Below are 21,527 nucleotides of genomic sequence, written 5' to 3' on the forward strand. Positions count from 1 at the left end.
CCTAGCTTTACCCGCAACGGGGGTCGTAAATGGCATATCTCTCTACCGGCTCGGAGTGGACCTTTGAGCTGATCCAGCGTTATGACCGCGAAATCGCACGCATTGCCGGGGATTTCGGTCTGGACACCTATCCCAATCAGGTTGAGATCATTACCGCGGAGCAGATGCTCGATGCCTATGCGTCGTCCGGCCTGCCGGTGGGCTACAGCCATTGGTCGTACGGCAAGCATTTTCTCGCGTCCGAGCGCAGCTACCAGCGCGGGCACATGGGCCTGGCCTACGAGATCGTCATCAACTCGAATCCCTGCATCGCGTACCTGATGGAGGAGAACACCATGCCCATGCAGGCGCTGACCATCGCGCACGCCTGCTACGGCCACAACTCCTTCTTCAAGGGCAACTACCTGTTCCGCACCTGGACCAACGCCGATGCCATCATCGACTACCTGCTGTTCGCCAAGAACTATGTAGCCGAATGCGAGCAGCGTTACGGCGAGCAGGAAGTGGAACTGCTGCTCGATTCCTGCCACGCGCTGCAGAACTACGGCGTGGACCGCTACAAGCGGCCCAAGAAGCTCTCCATTGCCGAGGAGCAGGCGCGCCAGACCGAGCGGGAGAACTACCTGCAGACGCAGGTCAACGACCTGTGGCGCACCCTGCCCAAGCATCGCGCGCACGCGCTGGAAGACGATGAAGGGTTCGAGCGCGATGCCGCCTTCCCGCCGGAGCCGCAGGAAAACCTGCTCTACTTCATCGAGAAGAACGCGCCCAAGCTGGCGCCGTGGCAACGCGAGATCGTGCGCATCGTGCGCAAGATCGCGCAGTACTTCTACCCGCAGCGCCAGACCAAGGTCATGAACGAAGGCTGGGCCACGTTCTGGCACTACACCATCTTGCACCAGCTGTATGAAGAAGGCCTGGTCAACGACGCCTTCATGATGGAGCTGCTGCAGGCGCATACCAATGTGATTTACCAGCCGCCGTATAACAGCCCTTATTACAGCGGCCTCAACCCGTACACCGTGGGCTTCCTGATGTTCCAGGACCTGCGCCGGATGTGCGAGAACCCGACCGAGGAAGACTACCGCTGGGCGCCGGAATTTGCCGGCAGCGACTGGCGCAAGACGCTCGACTTCGCCATGCGCAACTTCAAGGACGAAAGCTTCCTGCTGCAGTTCCTGTCGCCGCGGGTGATCCGCGAGCTCAAGCTGTTCTCGGTGCTCGACGATGACCGCGAAGGCAAGCTGCGCGTGACTGCCATCCATGACGACGAGGGCTACAGGAACATCCGCCAGTTGCTGGCCAACCAGTACGACTTGTCGAACATGGAGCCCAACATCCAGATCACCAATGTGGATGTGGGCGGAGACCGCTCCCTGACCTTGCGCCACCTGCAGAACGACCGCCGTCCGCTGGCGCAGAACTTCGACGAGGTGATCCGCCACGTCACGCGGCTGTGGGGCTTTACGGTGCGCCTGGAAGTGGCCTATGAAGATGGCCGGCGCGAATCCAAGTACGAATGCAAGCCGGAACGCCGGCATCGCAAGGCGGCTTGAGCGGGCATGGCAGCGTCAGCCCGCGCGGGCGGTGGATGACACCGCCCGCATGATGGCCTGCGCGGCCCACAAGCCGGTCGCCGCGGCCGACCGGCACCGTGGGCATCGCCTGCGCCCAGCGCGTGACCAGGCAGTCCTGCAATTGCCGCGAGATGCCCGGCAGGTAATGTTCGACCTCGGGCAGCACGCCGGCGAGGATCTGCGCATCGCTCGCGCCCAGCTGATCCGCGGCGGCGCGGTCTTCCAGCATGACCTGGATGACTTGCCCATGGCCGCTGGCGGGATGCGCTAGCGGGCGCTTGCCGGCGTCCAGCGCCAGCGCGGCCACAAAACGGCGCTCGGCACGCGGCACCAAGACGCCGTAGACGCCCGGTCTCCACCCGCAACGTGCGTGCCAGCGCGCGTGGCAGGCTTTGCATGCCGCCGGCCAGCGAAGTGTTGGCGCAGCGGCGCCAGCCGAAGCCGCTGGCCATCAGCATCAGCGCGGCGGAGGACGACTCGGGCGTGAGGAAATAGAACCCCTGCGACAGCGGCTCCGTGACATAGGCGAGCGCCTCGCGGCAACCACGCTGGCCAAGCCATTCGCTGGTGGAATCCGCATCGTAGCGCGCCCATTGGCCAAGGTCGTCAAGCGGCAGCGTGCGCAGCGCGCGGCCTTCGCGGCCTAGCGCCAGCCCCAGGCCCAGCCAGGCTGGCAATCCGAGCAAGCCGCTGCGCAGCGGGTCCAGCCGGCTCTGCGCGCGCACGCGGCGCAGGCCGGGCGAATGCACCGGCAGCGCCGATGCGGGCGGAACGGGCGGAACGGGTGGAGTGGGTGGAGCGGGCAAAACGGGTGAAGGCGAGGGCGAGGCGTGCATGGTCTGGGACTTGTCCGGTTAGCCCGTGCCCGAACCGCCGAAGCGCAGCCAGCCCTCGCAGCAGCGCGCGCAACATACTGTCCAAGTCATCTTGCAAGCCGCGGCGAAACTGTTCGCCGAACACGAGATGCGCGCCCAGCCCGAGCCCACCACCGAGCAGATCGCCGCGCTGGCAGGGGTCGCGGTTGGCTCGCTTTATCAGTACTTTGCCGACCGCGCGGCAATTGGCCGCGCCTTGATCGAGCAACAGCGCGAGGCGGCCATGGTGGCCCTGGAAACGATGCTGGCCGAGCGCCTGGCCGCCATGCCGGCAGCGGCGGGCCTGCCGGAGCCGCAAGCCGCGCGCGCCGCGCTGCGGGCTTATGTGCAGGCCTATGTGCTCAGCTTCGGTGGCTACGATGCGCATAGCCGCGCCCTGGCCCGCCTGGCCTGGCGCCATGATCGCGACGAGGATGCCGTGGCGGCGCTGCGCCTGGCCAGCGAAGGGATCGGCGCGCAGTTGCAGGCATTGGGCATGAGCGCGCTGCGCTTGCCCGCCCCGGTCCAGATGTTCGCGCTCACGCGGGCCTTGTCCGGGGTAGTACGCTCGGCCGCGCTGGAGCGCTCGCCCTTGCTCGGCAGCCCGGCCCTGGAGGACGAGCTGGTTCGCCTGTGCTGGAGCCTGCTGCAGCGCGAGCCCGACGCCTGCTGATCTGGCCGGCCCCGGCCCCGGTCCCGTCCGGGGCTCAGGCCGCGTCGGTGCTCCAGCTTCGCGTCAGATCGACMACGCCCGTTCCGGGCTGGCCGCACACCGCCTCGCMCACCACCCTTGCCCAGTAAGTCTGCGACCCGTCCGCCAGCTGCCAGGCATGCAGGCGGCGGGTGTAGATCTGCAGGTCGTACTCCTCGGTGATGCCGATGGCGCCGTGCACGGCATGCGCAATGGCGGCCACTGGCGTGACCGCTTCGCTGGCGTTGAGCTTGCCGATGGCCGCGCGCAGCGGGTCCGGCCGCCAGCCGCCGCCGGCGCAGGCGATCTGCGCGGCCATGCGCGCGGCGGTGACATGTTCTGCCATCACGCTGATCTGGTGCTGGATGGCCTGGAACTTGCCGATGGCGCGGCCGAACTGCTGGCGGTCGTTGGCATATCGCAGCGTCATGTCGAACACATGCGACAACGCGCCGGCCAGCTGCACAGCGTGCAGGCAAGCTCCGATCTGGCGCAGCGTGCCCGCGGGCAGCGCAAACCGTAGCAAGCCGTCCGATGCGGGGCGCAGCAGCACCACGGCCAGATCCGCATGGGCGCCGGTCGGGCGGACTTGCGCGCGGGCGCGTGGCAGCAACAGGCATTGCGTGCCTTCCTGCACCAGGAACCAGGCCGCCTGCGCGCCGCCGGCCACGAGAACCGCATCCGTGGCGCTGTCTTCCATGTCGAAGCTCGCCAGTGCGATGGGCTCGGCCGGCACCGCCAGCCCGGCCGCGTGCAGCAGCGCGCGCGCGAACAGGGTCTGGCCCAGCGGCAAAGGCAGCGCGCGGCGGCCCAGCGCGAACAGTACCGGCGCCAGTTCATCCAGCGGCAAGCCCGCCCCGCCGGCCGCCTCGGGGAGCAGGCAATCGGCAAAGCCGCTGTCTTGCAGTGACTGCCACAGGGCCAGGTGATCTTCGCCGCGTTCGATGGCGCGGATGACGGCGGGCGTGCAGCAGTCACGCAGCACGCTGTCGAGCGCGTCCGAGTAAGCGTTATGCATAGGGAACTCCGGTTCAGCGCAGGCCAAGGCCCCGGGCGATCATGCCGCGCAGGATCTCGCGCGTGCCGCCGCGCAGCGAATAGGACGGGGCGACCTGGCTGACGTAGGCCAGGGTGCGGTACAGGTCGGGATCGGCGGCCAGGCGCGGGTCGTCGCCGAGCGCGGCCTGCGCCAGCGCCGGAATGGCCTGCTCGAACTCCGTGCCCAGGTCCTTGACCAGCGCGGCTTCCACCACCGGGCTCTCGCCTGCGGCAAGCCGGGCGGTCACCGCCAGCGACATGGCCCGCAGCACCGCCAGCCTGCCTGCCAGCCGGCCGATGGTGACGGTGTCGCGCCGCGCGGGCGGCGCGCGCCGCATCGCCGCAATCCAGGTTTCGAGCAGCACCACGCTGGAATACAGCCGCTCCGGCCCGCTGCGCTCGAAGGCCAGCTCCGCGTTGACCTGCTCCCAACCGCTGCCTTCGCGGCCCACCAGCGCCGCTTCAGGCAGCATCACGTCCTCGAAGCTGACTTCGGAGAAATGCGCGTCGCCGGCCAGGTCGCGGATCGGGCGCACGGTCACGCCCGGCGCCGAGAGATCGATGATGACCTGCGACAAGCCGCGCTGACGGTCTTCGCCCGTGCCGGAGGTGCGCACCAGCGCCAGCATGTAGTGGCAGCGATCGGCATTGGTCGTCCAGATCTTCCGGCCGTTCAAGCGCCAGCCGCCATCCGGCTGCGGCACCGCGCGGGTCGCGACGCTGGCCAGGTCGGAGCCAGCGTTGGGCTCGCTCATGCCGATGCAGAAGAAGGCCTCGCCCTTGCAGATGCGCGGGAGGTAGAAAGCCTTCTGCGCGTCGCTGCCGTAGCGCAGGATCAGCGGCCCGCTCTGGCGGTCGGCGATCCAGTGGGCCGAGACCGGCGCGCCGCACGCCAGCAGCTCCTCCACCAGCACGAAGCGCGAGAACGGATCGAGCCCGGCGCCGCCATATTGCGCGGGCAAGGTGATGCCCACCCAGCCGCGCCGCGCCAGCGCGCGGCTGAAACCGGCGTCGAAGCCCATCCATGAACGGGCGCGGACCTCGGGCGCAAGGGCTGGCAGGTGTTCGGCCAGGAATGCCTTCACCTCGCGCCGGAAGGCGGCAGCGGCCGGCGGCAAGGCAGTCAGCTGGAACGTGCTGGGCAGTGAAGTCAAGACGGGCGTCTCCGTGTGGCTAGCGGCCGGCCAGCAAGCGCCGGGCGGAATAAGTCATGACACGCTCATGGMGCTGGTTGAAGACTTCGATGTCCGAGTCCACCACGGCGCGGCCGTTGCGCGAAGTGGGGCGGATGCCGGTCACCGTGACCGTGGCCCAGATGGTGTCGCCCACCATCACCGGGGCGTGGATCTTCTGCGTCAGCTCCAGCATGGCCAGCCCCGTGCCCTGGATCATGGTCTGCAGGATGAAGCCTTCGATCATGGCGTAGGTCAGCGCGGCGGGCACGGGCCGGCCATGGATGGCGCCGCCTTCATAGCCCGTCTCGATAAAGATCGCCTCCAGCATGCCGGTGACCGAAATGAAGTTGATCAGGTCGGTCTCGGTCACGGTGCGGCGGAAGGTCTGGAAGGCCTGGCCCTCCTTGATGTCTTGCCAATAAAAGCCCTGGCCGAGGCGGGGTAGTTGGGTATGGGGCACGGCGTCTCCTGGTGAGGGCCGCCATCGGCGGCCGGCTTCCTTTATGTTAGGAGCGGGAATGCGGCAGGGTTAGGCATTAGTGGCCGGCGACGCACAATAGGCCGCGCCGGTGCGGCCCAGCTCATCGATCTGCTCGCCGCTCAGGCCTGCCTCGCCAAGCAGGCTGCGGGTGTGCTGACCCAGGCGTGGCGGCAGCGCGCTCGGCGCGCGCTGGCCGTCAAAGCGCACCGGCGCGCCGGCGAAGCGCAGCGTGCCCATGACCGGGTCGTCCAGCGTGTCGAAGAAGCCGGTGGCGCGCAGGTGCGGGTCATCCACCAGTTCCGCGAGCTGGTTGACCCGCGCCACCGGGATCTGCAGCGTTTCGCATAGCGCCAGCCAGGCGCCGGTGGTGCGCGTGCGCACGATCTCGCCGGTCAGCTCGTACAGGGTTTCGATATGCTGCGTGCGCGCGGCGATGCCGCCAAAGCGCGGGTCGGCGGCCAAGTCGGGCCGGCCCGCGGCGGTGAAGAAGTCGCGCCAGTGGGCATCGGTGTACGGCATCATGCAGACGTGGCCGTCGGCGCTCTGGTAGGGCCGGCGCAGCGGCGCCAGCACGCGCGGATAGCCGGTGGGCCCGCGCGGCGGCTCGAAGTGCTGGCCATAGAGATGCTCGACCAGGTTGAAGGCCACCATCGATTCGAACATCGGCACTTCCACCAGCGCACCCTTGCCGCCCTGGCGCTCGCGCCCGGCAATGGCGGCCGAGATCGACATCGCCGCCACCAGCCCGCTGGTCTTGTCGGCCGCGATGGTGGGGAAGTAGCGCATGGTGCCGGTCTGCGCGGCCATCAACGCGGCATTGCCCGACAGGCCCTGGATGATGTCGTCGTAGGCCGGGCGGCCGCCATAGGGGCCATCCTCGGCAAAGCCCAGCAAGCTCACGTAGACCAGGCGCGGGTGGCGCGCCATTACGTCGGCGGGGTCCAGCCCAAGGCCGGCCAGCTTCTGCGGGCGCATGCTGTGCATGAACACATCGGCGCTGGCCAGCAGGCGCTCCAGCGCGGCCTGCGCCGCGGGCAGCTTGAGGTTGAGCACCACGCTTTTCTTGCTGCGGTTCACGCCCAGGAAGATGGCCGACATGCCATCTTCGGCGGCCGGGCCGGTGCGCCGCGTGGAGTCGCCCTCGGGGGGCTCCACCTTGATGACTTCGGCGCCGAGGTCGGCCAGCCACTGGCTGGCGTAAGGGCCCATCACGACCGTGGACAGGTCGATGACGCGGATGCCTGAGAGGGGCAACATGCCTGGGTGTCTCCTGTCTGTTCTTGTGCCTGGCTTGCGCCGGGCCGGGTGCCCGGGCGCGCGCCAGATGCCACAGGGTAGATCAGGCGGGTCGCTTGCGTCTAATATTAGATTTTTAGGATTCGATATCTCCCAGATATCAATGCGGACATCAGCGTGGACCTTCGTCAACTTCAGCAGTTTGTCGCCCTGGCCGAAACCGGCAACTTCCACCGCGCGGCCGAGCGCCTGCACATGGCGCAGCCGCCGCTCTCCATCTCGATCCGCAAGCTCGAAGATGCGCTCGGCACGCCGCTGTTCGTGCGTACCTCGCGCGGGGTGCGGCTGACCCAGGCCGGCGAAGCCGCGCTGCATGACGCGCGGCGCGCGCTGTTCCATGCCGGCCAGGCTCGTGCGGCGGCACTGGCGGCGGCGCATGGCGAGCGCGGCGCACTGCGCGTGGGCTTCGTGGGCTCGGCAACCTACGCCTTGCTGCCCAAGCTGATCACGGCGTTTCGGGCCGCGCACCCGGGGATCGAGCTGATCCTGCATGAATCCACCTCGGCGTCGATCCTGGACCGGCTGGAACGCCATCAGCTCGATGCCGGGCTCGTGCGCTTTCCCATCTTGCACAGCGGCGGCTACACGCTGATGCCGCTGGAGAACGACGAGTTCGTGGCGGCGGTGCCAGCCGATAGCCGCTTTGCCGAGCGCGACGCGATTGCGCTCAAGGCGCTCGCCGGGGAACCCTTCATCATGCATCCCAGCGCCGAGGTGCCCAACCTGCAGGCCATCGCCATGCTGCTGTGCCAGCAAGCCGGGTTCGTGCCGCGTGTGACGCAAGAGGCGGTGCAGGTGCAGACCATCGTCAGCCTGGTGGAAAGCGGCCTTGGGGTGGCGCTGGTGCCCAGCGTGGCGGCGCGCTATATCAACCGGCGCGTGCGTTTCCTGCGGCTGGCCAGCCCGCGGCCGGCGGCGCGCATCGGCATCGCGCTGGCCACGTCCACGGATAGCGATGACCGGCAGGTGCAGYGCTTGCTGGAGGTGGCCAGCGCCGTGGTTGCCTAGGCCAGCGGATCAGGCGGGCGCGCGCGCTCCAGCGCCACGCCCGGCAGCAGGTGCAGCAGGCGCACCAGCTCGCTTTGGCGATGGGTGCCGGTCTTGCGCAGGATGTCGCGAATATGCACGCGCACCGTGTGGGGCGAGACGAATTCGTGGTCGGCGATCTCGGTCAGGGTTTCGCCGGCGGCAAGGCGGATGGCAATCAGGCTTTCCTTGCGCGACAGGCCGAACAGCGACGTCAGCACCGAACTGTCGAGCACCGAGCGCGATTCCGAATTGCCCATCAGCACCATCGCGAACGGCAGTTGCCACGGGCCTTCCACCGGCTGGCGGGCCACCAGCGGCAGCACGATGATGGGTACCGGCTGGCCGCCCGACGTAATGTGCATCCACGAGCCGGCCGCCGCCTCGCCGCCACGGGATTGCATGGCGCGGTCGAGCAGCTTGTGCAGGGTGGCGTGCAGGGTCTGGTCGTGGGCCTTGAGCACGCCGTTTTCCAGCGCGAGCTGGCTGTCGGCCTGCACCAGCGCCTCGGCCCAGATATTGGCGTAGCGCACGCGCATATCGGCTTGCAGCACCATCACGCCGAAGTCGAGCGTGTMCAGCCCGGCMAGGCCAAGGGCCGCCAGGCCGCTCAACTCGAAGTTGCGCTGTTGCATGCGCGCGGCGCGGGCCCAGTGCGGCAGCACGCGCGCGAGCCGCTTGCTGCGGTGGCTCAAGCCCTCCGCCCCGTCGAAACCGGAGTCCGGGCGGCTGCCCCGGTCCGTGCCGCCCATCAGCACGCAGACCTCGGCGGTATCGAGCAGGCGCACGCCATGCTCCAGGTCGGCGCCATGCGCCGGCGCGCGCCAAGGCGCGCCGTCCCGCAGGTTGCCAGGGTGATCGCCCGCGAGCGCGCGCCTGGGCAGGCTTGCCAGCGCATGCAGGCCTTCCGGCACGTAGGTGCCCTGCGCCGGGAAGCAGCCATGCGGGGTGACGCCGAGGCGCGCTTGCCCGGACAGTTTGTCCCAGACCAGGTAATGCGGGCTTTCGATGTCGGTATAGCGGGAGAAGAGATCCAGCGCGGCTGGCATGGCAGTGACGTCAAGCGCCGACTCGTAGATCGAATCGATCAGACGATGGAAGTCTTCATCCGCCGACGGATGTTCGCCCATAGTGTTTTCCCCGGTGGCTCTCGCCTGATCCTGCTTTTCTCTTTTTATTGGCCCGCTGGTAGCGGTACGGCTGGCTCGCTGTGGCCGGCTCCGAAGTGGCAGGTGCCATCGGACGGGGTCGGGCGCCCGGTATGCCGGGTATGTCAGCGCTGCGTGTTGCCGTGTGGCGGCATTATGCGGATGCGGGCATAACTTCGCAAACGGGGAATGTTGCCTGGGCAATTATTAAAAATTATTTCAGCGCCGAAATGCCCGCGAAACGGGCCATGGCCGCGCAAAGCGTACCCGTTTCTGCGTGCGCGTTGCGGGCCCCATAGTGACTCAGCCGGCTCAGCCTGGCCCGGGCGCGCCCTTTGAAAGCGCCGCAGCGCCCCCGGCGCCGGCCGCCAGCTCGCTGGCCTGCGCGCCCTGCGCCGGGGGGAGCCCCGGCCCGCCCTCGACCTGCACCGTCACCCGCTGCGTGGCCATGCTGATGCCATGCTGGTCGAACTTGCGCTTGAGCCGCACGTTGAACGCGCGCGTGATTTCCGCCTGGGTCAGCGGGCGGGTCCTGAACTGGGCCAGCACCACCGAGCCGTTGGGGTCGAAGCGATCGAGGCCCAGGATGTCGAGTCCGGAAAGCAGGTTGCGCGCGTAGCGGAAATCGCGCGCCACCTCGGCGCCGGTCTCGCGGATCAGCTCGATGGCCTGGTCGAGGTCGCTGCCGTACGCCACGCCGATGTTGAACACGGCAACGGCATAGCCGCGCGACATGTTCTTGATGGCCTTGATCTGGCTGTAGGGCAGGATATGAAGCGCGCCCTTGCMGTCGCGCAGCTTGACGGTGCGGATGGTCATGGCCTCCACCGTGCCGATATGGTCGGGCAGTTCCACCGAGTCGCCGATGGCGATCGAATCCTCCACCACGATGAACAGGCCGGTGATCAGGTCCTGCACCAGGCTTTGCGCGCCAAAGCCAATGGCCAGGCCGACCACGCCGGCGCCGGCGAGCAGCGGCGTCACGTTGACGCCGAGGTTGGCCAGCACCACGATCAGCGTGATGACCAGCAGCGCGACGAACAACGCATTGCGCACCAGCGGCAGGATGGTCCTGGCGCGCAGGCTGGGCGGCTGCCCGCGGCCGTGCGCGGGCGTCAGCGTCTGGGTGATGGCCGTATCGATCAGCAGCCACATCAGCCACGACAGCAGCACGGTGGAGGTCACGCTGAACACGGCCTCGCCGATGCGCTTGCCGAGCGTGGTGGATTCAATCACCGAGAGCAGCGACACGCCCCAGATCCGGCTGGCCAGCTCGAAGTAGGCGAACCAGATCACCACCCGCACCAGCGCGACCGCGAAACGCCCGAAGCGTGCCAGGTAGGCCGAGCGCTGGCGGTCGCGAAAGCGCGGCGCGCGGTGCGTGGCCTTGGGCGAGCGGCCGGTGATCAGCGTCAGCAGCAGCGCGGCGACGAACAGCGCCACCGAGCCCACCGTGCGCCGCAGGAAGATGTCGGCGTAGCCGGTGGCTAGCAGCGTGCCGGCCACCGAGGCCACCACCACCGCCAGCACCGGCAGGTGCCAGCTCGCGCCTACCAGGCGCAACAGGTCCATGATTGCGGGATGCTCCTGACGGAAAACCAACGGCCGGTTGCTGATGATCTGGCCGATCTGCCGGCGAAAGCGCAGTGTGAAGGCGCCGATCAGCAGCGCCGCGGTGATGTTGGCCGCAGTGGAGGTCAGCGCCGACAGGTTGGTGCCGAGCGCGGCGATCACGCGCGCGTCGGTGGTGACGTCGCCCAGCGCCGCCAGCGCGCCGGTGGCGAACAGCAGCCTGCGGGAGTGCAGCAGCAGGTCGCGCACCGCGTGCGCACGGTGCGCCGAGGTAAACAGCGCGAAGATGACCTGGCACACCGCACCCATCACGGCGCCGGCCACCACCGAGTAGGCAATCACCATGCCGGCCATGCTGGCGGGCGAGCGTCCGAACATTCCGCTCGAGAGCAGCATCGCCAGGGCGAAGGCCACCACCCACGGCGCCACCCTGCGCAGCATGTAAAGCCCGACGTCCATCCAGGACGGCACTGCGGGCAGCTCATAGCGCACCGCTGGCTGCAGGCGCCGATTGCGCACGCGTCTCACCGCCTCCCGCAACAGCCATCCGGCGAAGAACCAGGCCGCGAGCACGGTGGAGAACTCCCGTGCCGATTGCCAGGGCGAGCGCGTCCCGTTGATGGTCAGTGCGGCCAGCCACTCCTCGCCCGCGAAATCGATGCGCCAGCGCCAGTAGTGCCACGGCCCCTTGTCCTTGCCGAGCGACGCATCGAGATGGTCGACCGCCTCGGCCAGCGCCCCGAGCAGGCCGGGCTGTGGCGCCGACGCCGCACTGGCGCCGCCTATGCCCTTGCGCAGCGTCTGCAACTGGTCGACCAGGGCCTTGCGGTCCTTGTCGCTCTGCAGCGTGGTGATGACCTGGTCGAGCGACTGCGCGAGCGGCTCGCTGGCCGCGGGCTGCGAGGCCGGCGCGGACTCAGCCTTGACGACCGCCGCCAGCGAGCCCAGTCCGGCCGGCGCCGCCAGTGCCGGCTGCGCTGCCAGCGCGGCCAGCGCCAGCCAGATCATCAGCATCGGCAGCCGCGCGCCGGGCCGGCATGCGGCCGGTAATGTGAATCGGGACCTGATCACGAGCGTCATCTCATGCGGGTAGAGAGTGCCGGGCAACCCCGGGGGATGCCTGACACTGTAGCGCATTGCGGATACCGCACATGCCGTGGATTCGTGCGGCGCCGCAATCGGTGTTGCCGCCCGCGCCGGGCACCCGGCAAGGCGTGTCGCATGGCCGCAGCAGCGGGTGGCGTGCAGCGGGCGTACCATGGCAGCGAGCCTGTGCCGCCCGGTTGCGGTCAACGCAGTGACGGTGCGGGCCGTTGAGTGAGGTATTGCGTGTCGGTCGRGTTGCGGCTGTATGCAGCCCTGTCGTTTCGTTGTCCCAATGGCATTGTTACCGCAGGAGCCTGTCATGAATGCTATGAAAGCCGTGAACGCTGTTACCGCAGTTACCGCCTCGCCTGCCTCGTTCGGCCGGCGCGCCGGCTTGCCCATGCTGCTGGCCGCGGCGCTCATCGCCTCGGTCCCGCACCTGGCGCGCGCTCAAGCCACGCCAGCCACGCCAGCCGCACCCGCCGCTGCCGCGCCGATGGCCAAGCCTGCCGCGCCCGCGCCCTCAGCCTCCATGCCGATGGCCAAGCCGGCCGCGCCCGCCGCCGCCGCGGCCCCGGGTGGCGGCCCTGGGCAGGTATGGGCCAACAAGTCTTCCAAGGTCTATCACTGCCCTGGCACGAAGTACTATGGCAAGACCAAGAACGGCGCTTACATGAGTGAGGCCGACGCCACCGCGCAAGGGTTCCACGCGGACCACGGCAAGGCATGCAAGTGAGCCGCKGGAAGCGCCGCCGGGAGGGCATGACATGCACCTGATCTGGATCATTCTCATCGGTTTTCTCGCCGGCCTGGTGGCGCGCATGCTCACGCCCGGGCGCGGGCCAAGCGGCTTTTTCCTGACCGCCGGCCTCGGCATCGTCGGCTCGCTGGCCGCGACCTTCCTTGGGCAGGCGCTGGGCTGGTACCGCCAGGGCCAGTCCGCTGGCTTTATCGGCGCCGTGCTGGGCGCTGTGATCCTGCTGGCGCTGTATCACCTGGCAACGCGGCGCTAGACGGGCCGCGGATTCTTCAAGTGGCCAATGCTGCTGCCCGGGGGGCAGCAGCATTCGCGCCGCGCGCTGGCGTGCTCACGCTTTCATGCGCTTCACGTGCTTCACGTGCTTGATGTGCTTTCATGCATTCGTCGCTTCGGACGATGCGTTGCGCGCTGTCATCCCTGAATCTCCATACCACCAACACACATCAGGAAAACGTGGAGACAAGATGGAACTCAATGCATCGGTAACGGCAGTGATCACGGGCGGCGCGTCGGGCCTGGGCGAAGCCACCGCGCGGGCGCTGGCGGCGCACGGCGTGCGCGTCGCGCTGTTCGACATGAACGCGGAAAAGGGCGAGGCCGTGGCGCGTGAGCTTGGGGGCGTGTTCTGCCAGGTCAACGTGACGTCGGAAGCCGAGGTCGAAGCCGGCTTCGCCAAGGCGCGCGCCGCGCTCGGCCAGGAACGCATCCTGGTGAATTGCGCCGGCACCGGCAACGCCATCAAGACCGCATCGCGCGCCAAGGAAGCGCCGGACCAGATCCGTTTCTTCGCCTCGGATGCGTTCGAGCGCATCATCCAGATCAACCTGATCGGCTCCTTCCGCTGCCTGGCGCGCTCGGCCGCCGGCATGCTCACGCTGGATGCGCGTGACGGCGATCGCGGCGTCATCATCAATACCGCCTCGGTGGCGGCGCAGGACGGGCAGATGGGCCAGGCGGCGTACTCCGCCTCCAAGGCCGGCGTGGTCGGCATGACCCTGCCGATTGCGCGCGACTTGTCCGGCGAAGGCATTCGCGTCAACACCATCATGCCCGGCATCTTMAACACGCCGCTCTTGCAAGGCGCGCAGGAACATGTCAAGGCTGCGCTGGCCGCCTCGGTGCCGTTCCCCAAGCGGCTCGGCGCGCCGGAAGAGTTTGCCTCGCTCGCGCTGGAGATGTGCCGCAACAGCTATTTCAACGGTGAAGCGGTGCGGCTCGATGGCGCCATCCGCATGGCCCCGCGCTGATCCGGCAGTTCACAACAATAAAAAGGACGCGCGCATGCAGCAGGACCGAGAGGAGGAGACGCTGATGGACTTCAGTTACCTGACCACACTGCCGCATGCGCTGCGCCACTTCGCGCAGCGGCGGCCCGATGCGGTGGCCTATGCCTTCGAAGGCAGGCTGACCACGTATCTGGCGCTGGACCGCCAGAGCGATCGTGTGGCCCAGGCGCTGGCCGCAGCGGGGGTCGGGCCCGGCGAGCGCATCGGCTATATCGGCAAGAACAGCGATCACTACTTCGAGCTGCTGCTGGGGGCAGCCAAGGTGGGCGCCGTGATGGCGCCCGCGAGCTGGCGCCTGGCGCCGCCGGAAGTGGGCTATATCGTTGGCCACTCCGATGCCGCGCTGCTGTTCGTTGGGCCGGAATCGGCAGAGCTGGTGCGCAAGCTGCTGCCCACGCTGCCGCTGGTGCGCGAGGTGGTCGCCATGGAGGGCGGCCAGCCGGACTGGCCCGCCTATGTGACGTGGCGCGACGCGCATGCGCCCACGCCACCGGCGCACCAGCCCGCCGCGCACGACGTGGTGCTGCAGCTTTATACGTCGGGCACCACAGGCCGCCCCAAGGGTGCCATGCTGACCCACCGCAACCTGACCGCCGGCACCGAGGCCAGCGAGCGAGAAGATATCTCGTGGTCGCGCTGGACGGACGACGATGTCTCGCTGGTGGCCATGCCGGTGGCGCATATCGGTGGCTCGGGCTGGGGCCTGCGAAGTTTGCTCGCGGGGGCCAAGGGCGTGGTGGCGCGCGATTTCGATCCCGGCGCGGTGCTGGACTTCTTTGAGCGCGAGCGCATCAGCAAGCTGTTCCTGGTGCCCGCCGCGATGCAGTTCGTGCTGCGCGATCCGCGCGCGCGCCGCATCGACTACTCCCGCCTGAAGACCTTGCTCTATGGCGCGGCGCCGATCCCGGCAGCCTTGCTGCGCGAAGGCATTGAAGTCTTCGGCTGCGGGTTTGCGCAGCAGTACGGCATGACMGAGACCACCGGCACGGTGGTGGCACTGGCGCCGGAAGACCACACCACCGACGACGTGCCGCGCATGCGGGCCGCCGGCAAGCCGCTGCCCGGCGTGGAAGTGGTGGTGGTGGACTGGGAAGGCCGGCGCCTGCCGCCAGGCGAAGTCGGCGAACTGATGATCCGCTCGCCGCAGAACATGGCCGGCTACTGGAAGCAGCCCGACGAAACCGCGCGCACCATCGACGCCGACGGCTGGCTGCGCACCGGCGACGCCGGCTWTCTSGAYGCCGASGGCTATGTCTACATTCACGACCGGGTCAAGGACATGATCATCAGCGGCGGCGAGAACGTGTATCCCGCCGAGGTCGAGAGCGCGATCTATGGCCACCCGCAGGTGGCGGATGTGGCCGTGATCGGCGTGCCCGACGAAAAATGGGGCGAGGCGGTCAAGGCCATCGTCGTGCCCCATCCCGGGCAGGCGCCGGATCGCGACAGCATCGTGGCGTGGGCGCGCGAGCGGCTGGCCGGCTACAAGATCCCCAAGAGCATCGAGTTTGTCGATGCGCTGCCGCGCAACCCCTCCGGCAAGCTGCTGCGCAGGAAGCTGCGCGAGCCGTATTGGGAAGGGTACAACCGGCGGGTCAACTAAGGCTGGCGCACAGGTATGCAAGAGCGCAGCGCTTCAGTGATCATCGGGGCACATTCCTTAGCGCCTCCACCTGCCCCACGGAACGCGTTACGTAACGCGTAACACGCAGCCGGCCCGCCGCTCGCGCATTCGCGGCTGGCAAGGGGCGCCACCAGGTCCTTCAGCCTGGCATGCCCTCCCGCCAGCCGTTATGGCGCCTGCCTTCCCGGCCGGTGCCACCCCTGCCGCAATCCCCTTCGCACCCGCTGCGCTCAACGCCTTGCCGCTGGCACACGGCTTGCAGTATTGCCTGTGACAACGCTGCCGCGAATACCAGCCAAGCCGGATGGGCACGTCGTTGCCAAACGGGGAGAAGGGGAGCAGATGGAACCGGAACGCAGCAGCTCGCACGGAGGCACGCCGTCATGAATGCACTCCTGCTTGAAGACAACCCGCTCTTGCGGCTCGGCCTGCTGCGCATGCTTGGCGGCGTCGAGGCCTTGGGCCATGTGATCTGCGTGGATCCGGCCGATCTCGCCATGCTGCAGGGGCAGATGCACGACATCGAGCTGGTGATCCTCGGCTTGCCGCCGGCGCAGGATCGCGCGCGCGCATTGCTGGAGACCGCACGCACCGTCCTATCGGCGCAGTACCTGCTGCTGCTGGTCGATGGCACGTTACCGTCCGTGTTGCCGCCGGACCTGGCGTGGGGCATCTGCGCGTGGCTGCCGAAGGCGTCATCGCCGGCGGCGATCGAGGCGGCGATCCGGCTGGTGCTGGCCGATGACGCGCGCTGGCACCAGCCGGCCCCATGCCCCACGGCGCTGTTGCAGGCGCTGGCGACGGAAGGCGCCCGCATCGACCTGCTGCGCGACGAGGCGCGCATGTTGAAGCTCACGCCGCGCCAGTACGAGGTGCTGGTCCTGCTGTCGCACGGCTATCCGCTCAAGACCGTGAGCCGCGTGCTCAATATCTCGGTGGCGACCGTGAAGAGCCATGTCGCGCTGCTGTACCAGCGCCTGCAGGTCAGCAACAGGAGCGAAGCCATCCATGCCGCGCGCCAGCGCGGCGCCAGGTTCCAGACCGGCAGCAGCCACGGCTGCAACGATCATGGCACGGCCCACGCCTGGCCCTAACCCCGGTTTCCCGTTCAGGAGAGCACCATGCGCAATCACACCGTGAGGGACGCGGACGTCGCCGCCGCCATCGACGCCACCCTGCTGCGCCGCCGGCAACAGTTCGACGGCCAGCCAGCCGCATGGCATGTGCTGTGCGAAGCGGCACACGTCGCCACGCTGGGCGAACCGGCGCGCCGGGCCTTCATTGCGCGCGTGGCGGCCAGCCGTGGCGCCGACATCGCCCTGCGCCTGCTGCTCAAGGCGGAATCGATCCGGGCCACGGTGACCGAGGCGCTGGAAGCCGGCGACGAGCTGGACGCCGGCCAGGAGCGCAGCCCGGCTGGCGGGCAGCTGCACTGACCTGGCTTACAGCCCTAGCACCAGCTTGGCGATGATGTTGCGCTGGATCTCGTTGGAGCCGGCGTAGATCGATGCCTTGCGGTAGTTGAAATAGCGCGGCGCCAGCGGCGCGGCGTAGTCGGGGCCCACCTGTGGCCCCGTGGCGCGGCCTTGCAGTTCGCCCCAGCCGTCCTGCACAAAGGGCAGCGCGTACGGGCCGGCCGCTTCCACCGCCAGCTCGCTGATGGCCTGGATGGTCTCGGTGCCCACCAGCTTGAGCATGCTGGAGGCGGCGCCGATCGAGGTGCCCGACGTCACGTTGGAGAACAGCCGCAGCTCGCTTGCCTCCAGCGCGGCCGCGCGCACGTGCAGCTCGGCCAGCTTGCGGCGAAAACCCGGATCGTCGAGCAAGCGCCCACCATTCTCGCCGGGCTCCATTTCCGCGATGCGCGCCACCTTGGCCAGTTGCTGGCGCAGCATCGGGCCGTAGCTGCCGCCGCGCTCGAACTCAAGCAGGTACTTGGCGTAGGTCCAGCCCAGGCCTTCCTCGCCGATGCGGTTTTCCACCGGCACGCGCACATCTTCAAAGAAGACCTGGTTGACTTCCTGCTGGCCTTCGACCGGGCCATCCAGCGTGGGCAGCGGCGCCACCGTGATGCCGGGTGTGCGCATGTCCACCAGCACGAAGGAGATGCCGTCCTGCCTGCGCGCGTCGCGGCTGGTGCGCACCAGGCAGAACATCCAGTCGGCCCACTGCGCGTGCGTGGTCCAGATCTTGGAGCCGTTGAGGATGTAGTGCTCGCCGTGCGCATCGTCCCCGCGCTCGGCGCGCATCTGCAGCGAGGCCAGGTCGGAGCCGGAGTTGGGTTCCGAGTAGCCCTGGCACCACCAGATGTCCGAGCGCAGGATGGGCGGCAGGAAGCGCGCCTTTTGCTCCGGGCTGCCGTATTTCATGATCACCGGCGCCACCATCTTCAGGCCCATCGGCGACACGGTCGGGCAGCCGGCGGCGGCCGTCTCGGCCTGGAACAGGTAGCGTTGCGCCGGGGACCAGCCAGGGCCGCCATATTCCTCGGGCCAGTTGGGCGCGGCCCAGCCGCGCTCGAACAGCTTCTTTTGCCAGCGCACCTGGCCTTCCTTGTCGAGGTAGCCATTCTTGGTGCGCGCCATCAGGGCCTTGAGGCCGGGGTCGAAGGCTTCCTTGATCCAGGCACGGACCTCGTCGCGGAACTGCAGCTCTTGCGGGGAGAAATCGAGATTCATCGATGGGCCTCGGGATGTTCGTCAGTGCGGGGCAGGCATGCGCAGGCTCACGCGGCGACCGGATACAGCAGGTCGGCGTAACGGCGCAGGTGGTGTTCGGCGGAGCCAAACTGCAGGTCGATCGCGGTGACGCGCTTGAAGTAATGGCCAACCGCCAGTTCCTCCGTCACGCCCATGCCGCCATGGATCTGCACCGCGGCCTGGCCAACGAACCGGCCGGCCTGCCCGGCCTGCGCCTTGGCGGCGCTGGCCGCCAGCGCACGCTGCGCGGGCTGCGCGCCAGCCTGCATGGCGGCGACTTGCGTCAGCGCCACGGTTTGCTCCAGTTGCACATACATGTCGGCCATGCGGTGCTGCAGCACCTGGAAGGTGGCAATCGGTACGCCAAACTGCTTGCGCTGGCGCGCGTAATCGACCGTGTCGCCGAGCATGCGGCTCATGGCGCCGCCAGCTTCGGCGCACAGCGCTACCGCGGCCTCGTCGCTCAGGCGCTCGATCAGCGCCAGCGCTTCGCCCTCGGCGCCGAGCAAGCCGCCATCCGGCACGAAGACGTTGTCCAGGCGGATGTCGGCCGCCCGGGCGCCATCCACGGTGGGGTATTCCTGCAGCGTCACGCCGGGTGCGTTGCGCGCGATCCAGAACAGGCTGATGCCGTCCCGGTCGCGCCGGGCGCCGCTGGTGCGCGCGCTCACCACCAGGTGCGTGGCCCACGGCGCGGCCACCACCACCGCCTTGTGGCCGCCAAGGCGCCAGCCGCCTGGCGCGCGGGCGGCGCTGGTCTCTACATCGTGCAGGCAGTAACGGCTGCGCGGCTCGGCGTGCGCCCAGGCCACGGTGGCCTCGCCGCCGATGATGGCAGGCAGCCAGTTGGCGGCAAGCGTCTCGCTGCCATGCAGCAAGGCGCCGCCGCCGAGCACGACGGTAGACAGGTAGGGCTCGACCACCAGGTGGCGGCCAAACTGCTCCATCACGATCGTGTGGTCGACGGCATTGCCGCCGAGCCCGCCAAAGCGTTCCGGGAACGCGGCGCCCAGCAGCCCTAGCTCCTGTGCCAAGGCTTGCCAGCAGGACGCCCGCCAGCCAGCCGGCGAGCGGATTGCCGCCTGGCGGGCTTCGAAGCTGTAGTGGTCAGCCAGGTAGCGCGCGAGCGTGTCGCGCAACATCGATTGTTCTTCGCTGAGTTGGAAATCCACGGTGGTTCCTTGGCGCGGTTGCTGGGGCACTTGCCATTATGTGAAGGGGCCGCCGGTTCGCATCGTCGGATGCGACGAATCGACTTGGCGCGTGGCGCGCCGCACGGGTGGCCGCACTGGYGTTTGCGGCATTGCACCAAGGCGCGTTCGTCGCTTCGGACGATGCCCGCGCGGGGTGCCTGTCCCGACAATGTGCCGCACGCAATGCCATCCCGCCGGTTCCGCGATACCGAAGCCTCCAACGCATCCAGTCACCCAGTCACCCAGTCACCCAGTCACCCAGTCACTCAGTTCGGCCACACCCACTTCCAGGAGGGTCAGTCATGCACCCGCATGTTCATGCGCAGCGCACCCCGGACAAGCCGGCCATCATCATGGCCGGCGGCACCGTCGTTACTTACCGCGAGCTTGACGAGCGCTCCAACCAGGCGGCGCGGCTGTTCCGCGACCATGGGCTGCAGCCGGGCGACCGCGTGGCCTTCCTGCTGGAGAACCACCCGCGCCTGTTCGAGCTGTGCTGGGGCGCGCAGCGCTCGGGGTTGATCTACGTGTGCATCAGCACGCGCCTGAACGTGGACGACGCGGCGCATATCGTGGCCGACAGCGGCGCCAGGATGCTGGTCACCTCGCACGCGCAGGCCGCCGTCGCGCAGGGGGTGGCGGCCAAGGTGCCAGGCCTGGTCGCGCGCCTGATGATGGATGGCGCGGCGCCGGGCTTTGCCGCCTACGAGACGGCGCTGGCGCAGTACCCCGGGTGGCGCATCGAGGACGAATGTGCAGGCACCGACATGCTGTACTCCTCCGGCACCACCGGCCGCCCCAAGGGTGTCTTCACGCCGCCCGCCAACCCGCAGATCGACGTGCCCGGCACCATGGTGCTGATGTGCCAGTCCCTCTACCAGTTCGGCACGGACACGCGCTACCTCTCGCCGGCACCGCTCTATCACGCCGCGCCGCTGCGCTACAACATGGCGGTGCAGCAGCTCGGCGGCACCTCGGTGGTGATGGAGCATTTCGACGCGGAAGCATTCCTGCGCTTGCTGGCACAGCACCGCATCACGCACACCCAGGTCGTGCCGACCATGTTTTCGCGCATGCTCAAGCTGCCCGAGGATGTGCGCCTGCGCCACGACGTGTCCTCGCTGCGCTTTGCCGTGCATGCCGCCGCGCCTTGCCCGGTGGCCGTCAAGGAGCAGATGATCGACTGGTGGGGGCCGATCATCTGGGAGTACTACGCCGGCACGGAGGGCAACGGCTCCACCGCCGTGGGCTCGGCCGACTGGCTCACCCATAAAGGCACGGTGGGCCGCGCCTCCGTTGGCCAGCTGCGCATCTGCGACGACAGCGGCGCGCTGCTGCCGCCGGGCGAGCCCGGCACCATCTACTTTGCCGAGGGCCGCAGCTTCGTCTACCACAACGACCCCGGCAAGACCGCGCAGTCGCGCCACCCGGTGCACGCCGGCTGGACCACGCTGGGCGACGTCGGCTACGTGGACGAGGAGGGCTTTCTCTACCTGACCGACCGCAAGGCCAACATGATCATCTCGGGCGGGGTCAATATCTATCCGCAGGAGGCCGAGAACCTGCTGATGACCCATCCCGAGGTCATGGACGTGGCAGTGATCGGCGTGCCAAACGAGGACTTTGGCGAGGAGGTCAAGGCGGTGGTACAGCCACTCGACATGGCGCGCGCCAGCCCGGCCCTGGCCGACGAGCTGCTGGCCTTCTGCCGCACCCATCTGTCCGCCATCAAGTGCCCGCGCTCGGTGGACTTTGCCGCCGAACTGCCGCGCCTGCCCACCGGCAAGCTGCTCAAGCGGCTGCTGCGCGAGCGCTACTGGGCGGGGCGGGAGAACAAGCTGGTATAGCCTGCTTGTGTAGCCGGTATTGCGGCCGGCATCGTGGCCGGCATTGAGGCCGCCGGCCCGGCATCGCGGCCGCGCCGCATGCCGGGCGGGCGTTTACGCCATAATCAGCCGTTCGATCCCTGGCGCATGTGGCGCCAGCAGCCGGCAACCATAAGCCGGTGCCGATCGCGTGGC

General features: G+C 68.5%; 19 protein-coding genes. 10 read left to right on the forward strand and 9 right to left on the reverse strand.

Annotation, left to right across the window (positions count from 1 at the left end):
* Positions 1–29 precede the first annotated feature (29 nt).
* Complete coding sequence (locus AC1DS3_RS03340) at positions 30–1,556, forward strand: SpoVR family protein (RefSeq protein ID WP_309406016.1); 1,527 nt, start codon at positions 30–32, stop codon at positions 1,554–1,556.
* Here the strand turns inward: AC1DS3_RS03340 and AC1DS3_RS03345 are convergent.
* Positions 1,465–1,908 carry a hypothetical protein gene (locus AC1DS3_RS03345; RefSeq protein ID WP_441639852.1) on the reverse strand — a complete coding sequence of 148 codons (444 nt, stop codon included), beginning with the start codon at positions 1,906–1,908 and terminating at the stop codon, positions 1,465–1,467. The two genes, AC1DS3_RS03340 and AC1DS3_RS03345, sit on opposite strands and share 92 nt — an antisense overlap.
* 530 nt (positions 1,909–2,438) lie before the next feature.
* Between AC1DS3_RS03345 and AC1DS3_RS03350 the strand changes: the two genes are divergently transcribed.
* Positions 2,439–3,104 (forward strand): TetR/AcrR family transcriptional regulator, encoded by a 666-nt coding sequence (locus AC1DS3_RS03350; protein ID WP_441639851.1) that lies wholly within the window; start codon positions 2,439–2,441, stop codon positions 3,102–3,104.
* Positions 3,105–3,138: 34 nt separating this feature from the next.
* On the opposite strand, the gene AC1DS3_RS03355 is transcribed toward AC1DS3_RS03350, so the two are convergent.
* The 4 genes from AC1DS3_RS03355 to AC1DS3_RS03370 all read right to left on the reverse strand — a co-directional run bounded on the left by AC1DS3_RS03355 (position 3,139) and on the right by AC1DS3_RS03370 (position 7,073).
* A complete protein-coding gene (locus AC1DS3_RS03355; RefSeq protein WP_477126687.1) occupies positions 3,139–4,140 on the reverse strand; it encodes an acyl-CoA dehydrogenase family protein in 1,002 nt (333 codons plus the stop codon).
* Between the two features lie 13 nt (positions 4,141–4,153).
* Positions 4,154–5,314, reverse strand: a complete 1,161-nt coding sequence (locus AC1DS3_RS03360) for an acyl-CoA dehydrogenase family protein (RefSeq protein WP_441639849.1) — start codon at positions 5,312–5,314, stop codon at positions 4,154–4,156.
* Positions 5,315–5,333: 19 nt separating this feature from the next.
* Positions 5,334–5,795 (reverse strand): MaoC family dehydratase, encoded by a 462-nt coding sequence (locus AC1DS3_RS03365; protein WP_477126688.1) that lies wholly within the window; start codon positions 5,793–5,795, stop codon positions 5,334–5,336.
* A 69-nt stretch (positions 5,796–5,864) separates the two neighbouring features.
* Positions 5,865–7,073 carry a CaiB/BaiF CoA transferase family protein gene (locus AC1DS3_RS03370; protein WP_441639847.1) on the reverse strand — a complete coding sequence of 403 codons (1,209 nt, stop codon included), beginning with the start codon at positions 7,071–7,073 and terminating at the stop codon, positions 5,865–5,867.
* Between the two features lie 156 nt (positions 7,074–7,229).
* Here AC1DS3_RS03370 and AC1DS3_RS03375 point away from each other — a divergent pair, with 156 nt between their 5' ends.
* A complete protein-coding gene (locus AC1DS3_RS03375; RefSeq protein WP_477126689.1) occupies positions 7,230–8,120 on the forward strand; it encodes a LysR substrate-binding domain-containing protein in 891 nt (296 codons plus the stop codon).
* Here AC1DS3_RS03375 and AC1DS3_RS03380 read toward each other — a convergent pair.
* Together AC1DS3_RS03380 and AC1DS3_RS03385 are read right to left on the reverse strand one after the other, a co-directional pair.
* Positions 8,117–9,268 (reverse strand): helix-turn-helix transcriptional regulator, encoded by a 1,152-nt coding sequence (locus AC1DS3_RS03380; RefSeq protein WP_477126690.1) that lies wholly within the window; start codon positions 9,266–9,268, stop codon positions 8,117–8,119. The two genes, AC1DS3_RS03375 and AC1DS3_RS03380, sit on opposite strands and share 4 nt — an antisense overlap.
* Positions 9,269–9,598: 330 nt before the next feature.
* The gene (locus AC1DS3_RS03385) at positions 9,599–11,872 is read right to left on the reverse strand and encodes a mechanosensitive ion channel domain-containing protein (protein WP_477126693.1); all 2,274 of its coding nucleotides are present in this window, start codon (positions 11,870–11,872) and stop codon (positions 9,599–9,601) included.
* Positions 11,873–12,263: 391 nt separating this feature from the next.
* Between AC1DS3_RS03385 and AC1DS3_RS03390 the strand changes: the two genes are divergently transcribed.
* From AC1DS3_RS03390 to AC1DS3_RS03415, 6 genes are all read left to right on the forward strand, one after another.
* Positions 12,264–12,680: a signal protein gene (locus tag AC1DS3_RS03390; RefSeq protein ID WP_441639844.1), complete on the forward strand. Its 417-nt coding sequence runs from the start codon at positions 12,264–12,266 to the stop codon at positions 12,678–12,680.
* A 31-nt stretch (positions 12,681–12,711) separates the two neighbouring features.
* Positions 12,712–12,957, forward strand: a complete 246-nt coding sequence (locus AC1DS3_RS03395) for a GlsB/YeaQ/YmgE family stress response membrane protein (RefSeq protein ID WP_441639843.1) — start codon at positions 12,712–12,714, stop codon at positions 12,955–12,957.
* Between the two features lie 211 nt (positions 12,958–13,168).
* Entirely contained in the window at positions 13,169–13,951 is a 783-nt protein-coding gene (locus AC1DS3_RS03400; protein WP_477126691.1) for an SDR family NAD(P)-dependent oxidoreductase, read from the forward strand.
* A gap of 64 nt (positions 13,952–14,015) precedes the next feature.
* Positions 14,016–15,593, forward strand: a complete 1,578-nt coding sequence (locus tag AC1DS3_RS03405; protein WP_477126694.1) for a fatty acid--CoA ligase — start codon at positions 14,016–14,018, stop codon at positions 15,591–15,593.
* Between the two features lie 404 nt (positions 15,594–15,997).
* Entirely contained in the window at positions 15,998–16,708 is a 711-nt protein-coding gene (locus AC1DS3_RS03410; protein WP_441639842.1) for a helix-turn-helix transcriptional regulator, read from the forward strand.
* Between the two features lie 27 nt (positions 16,709–16,735).
* Complete coding sequence (locus tag AC1DS3_RS03415) at positions 16,736–17,050, forward strand: DUF7696 family protein (RefSeq protein WP_441639841.1); 315 nt, start codon at positions 16,736–16,738, stop codon at positions 17,048–17,050.
* Between the two features lie 6 nt (positions 17,051–17,056).
* On the opposite strand, the gene AC1DS3_RS03420 is transcribed toward AC1DS3_RS03415, so the two are convergent.
* Together AC1DS3_RS03420 and AC1DS3_RS03425 are read right to left on the reverse strand one after the other, a co-directional pair.
* Complete coding sequence (locus AC1DS3_RS03420) at positions 17,057–18,292, reverse strand: acyl-CoA dehydrogenase family protein (protein WP_441639840.1); 1,236 nt, start codon at positions 18,290–18,292, stop codon at positions 17,057–17,059.
* Between the two features lie 47 nt (positions 18,293–18,339).
* Positions 18,340–19,485 carry an acyl-CoA dehydrogenase family protein gene (locus AC1DS3_RS03425; protein ID WP_477109505.1) on the reverse strand — a complete coding sequence of 382 codons (1,146 nt, stop codon included), beginning with the start codon at positions 19,483–19,485 and terminating at the stop codon, positions 18,340–18,342.
* A gap of 323 nt (positions 19,486–19,808) precedes the next feature.
* Between AC1DS3_RS03425 and AC1DS3_RS03430 the strand changes: the two genes are divergently transcribed.
* The gene (locus AC1DS3_RS03430; RefSeq protein ID WP_441639838.1) at positions 19,809–21,353 is read left to right on the forward strand and encodes an AMP-binding protein; all 1,545 of its coding nucleotides are present in this window, start codon (positions 19,809–19,811) and stop codon (positions 21,351–21,353) included.
* Positions 21,354–21,527: the final 174 nt, after the last annotated feature.

Source organism: Cupriavidus sp. 01L46 (assembly GCF_056399905.1).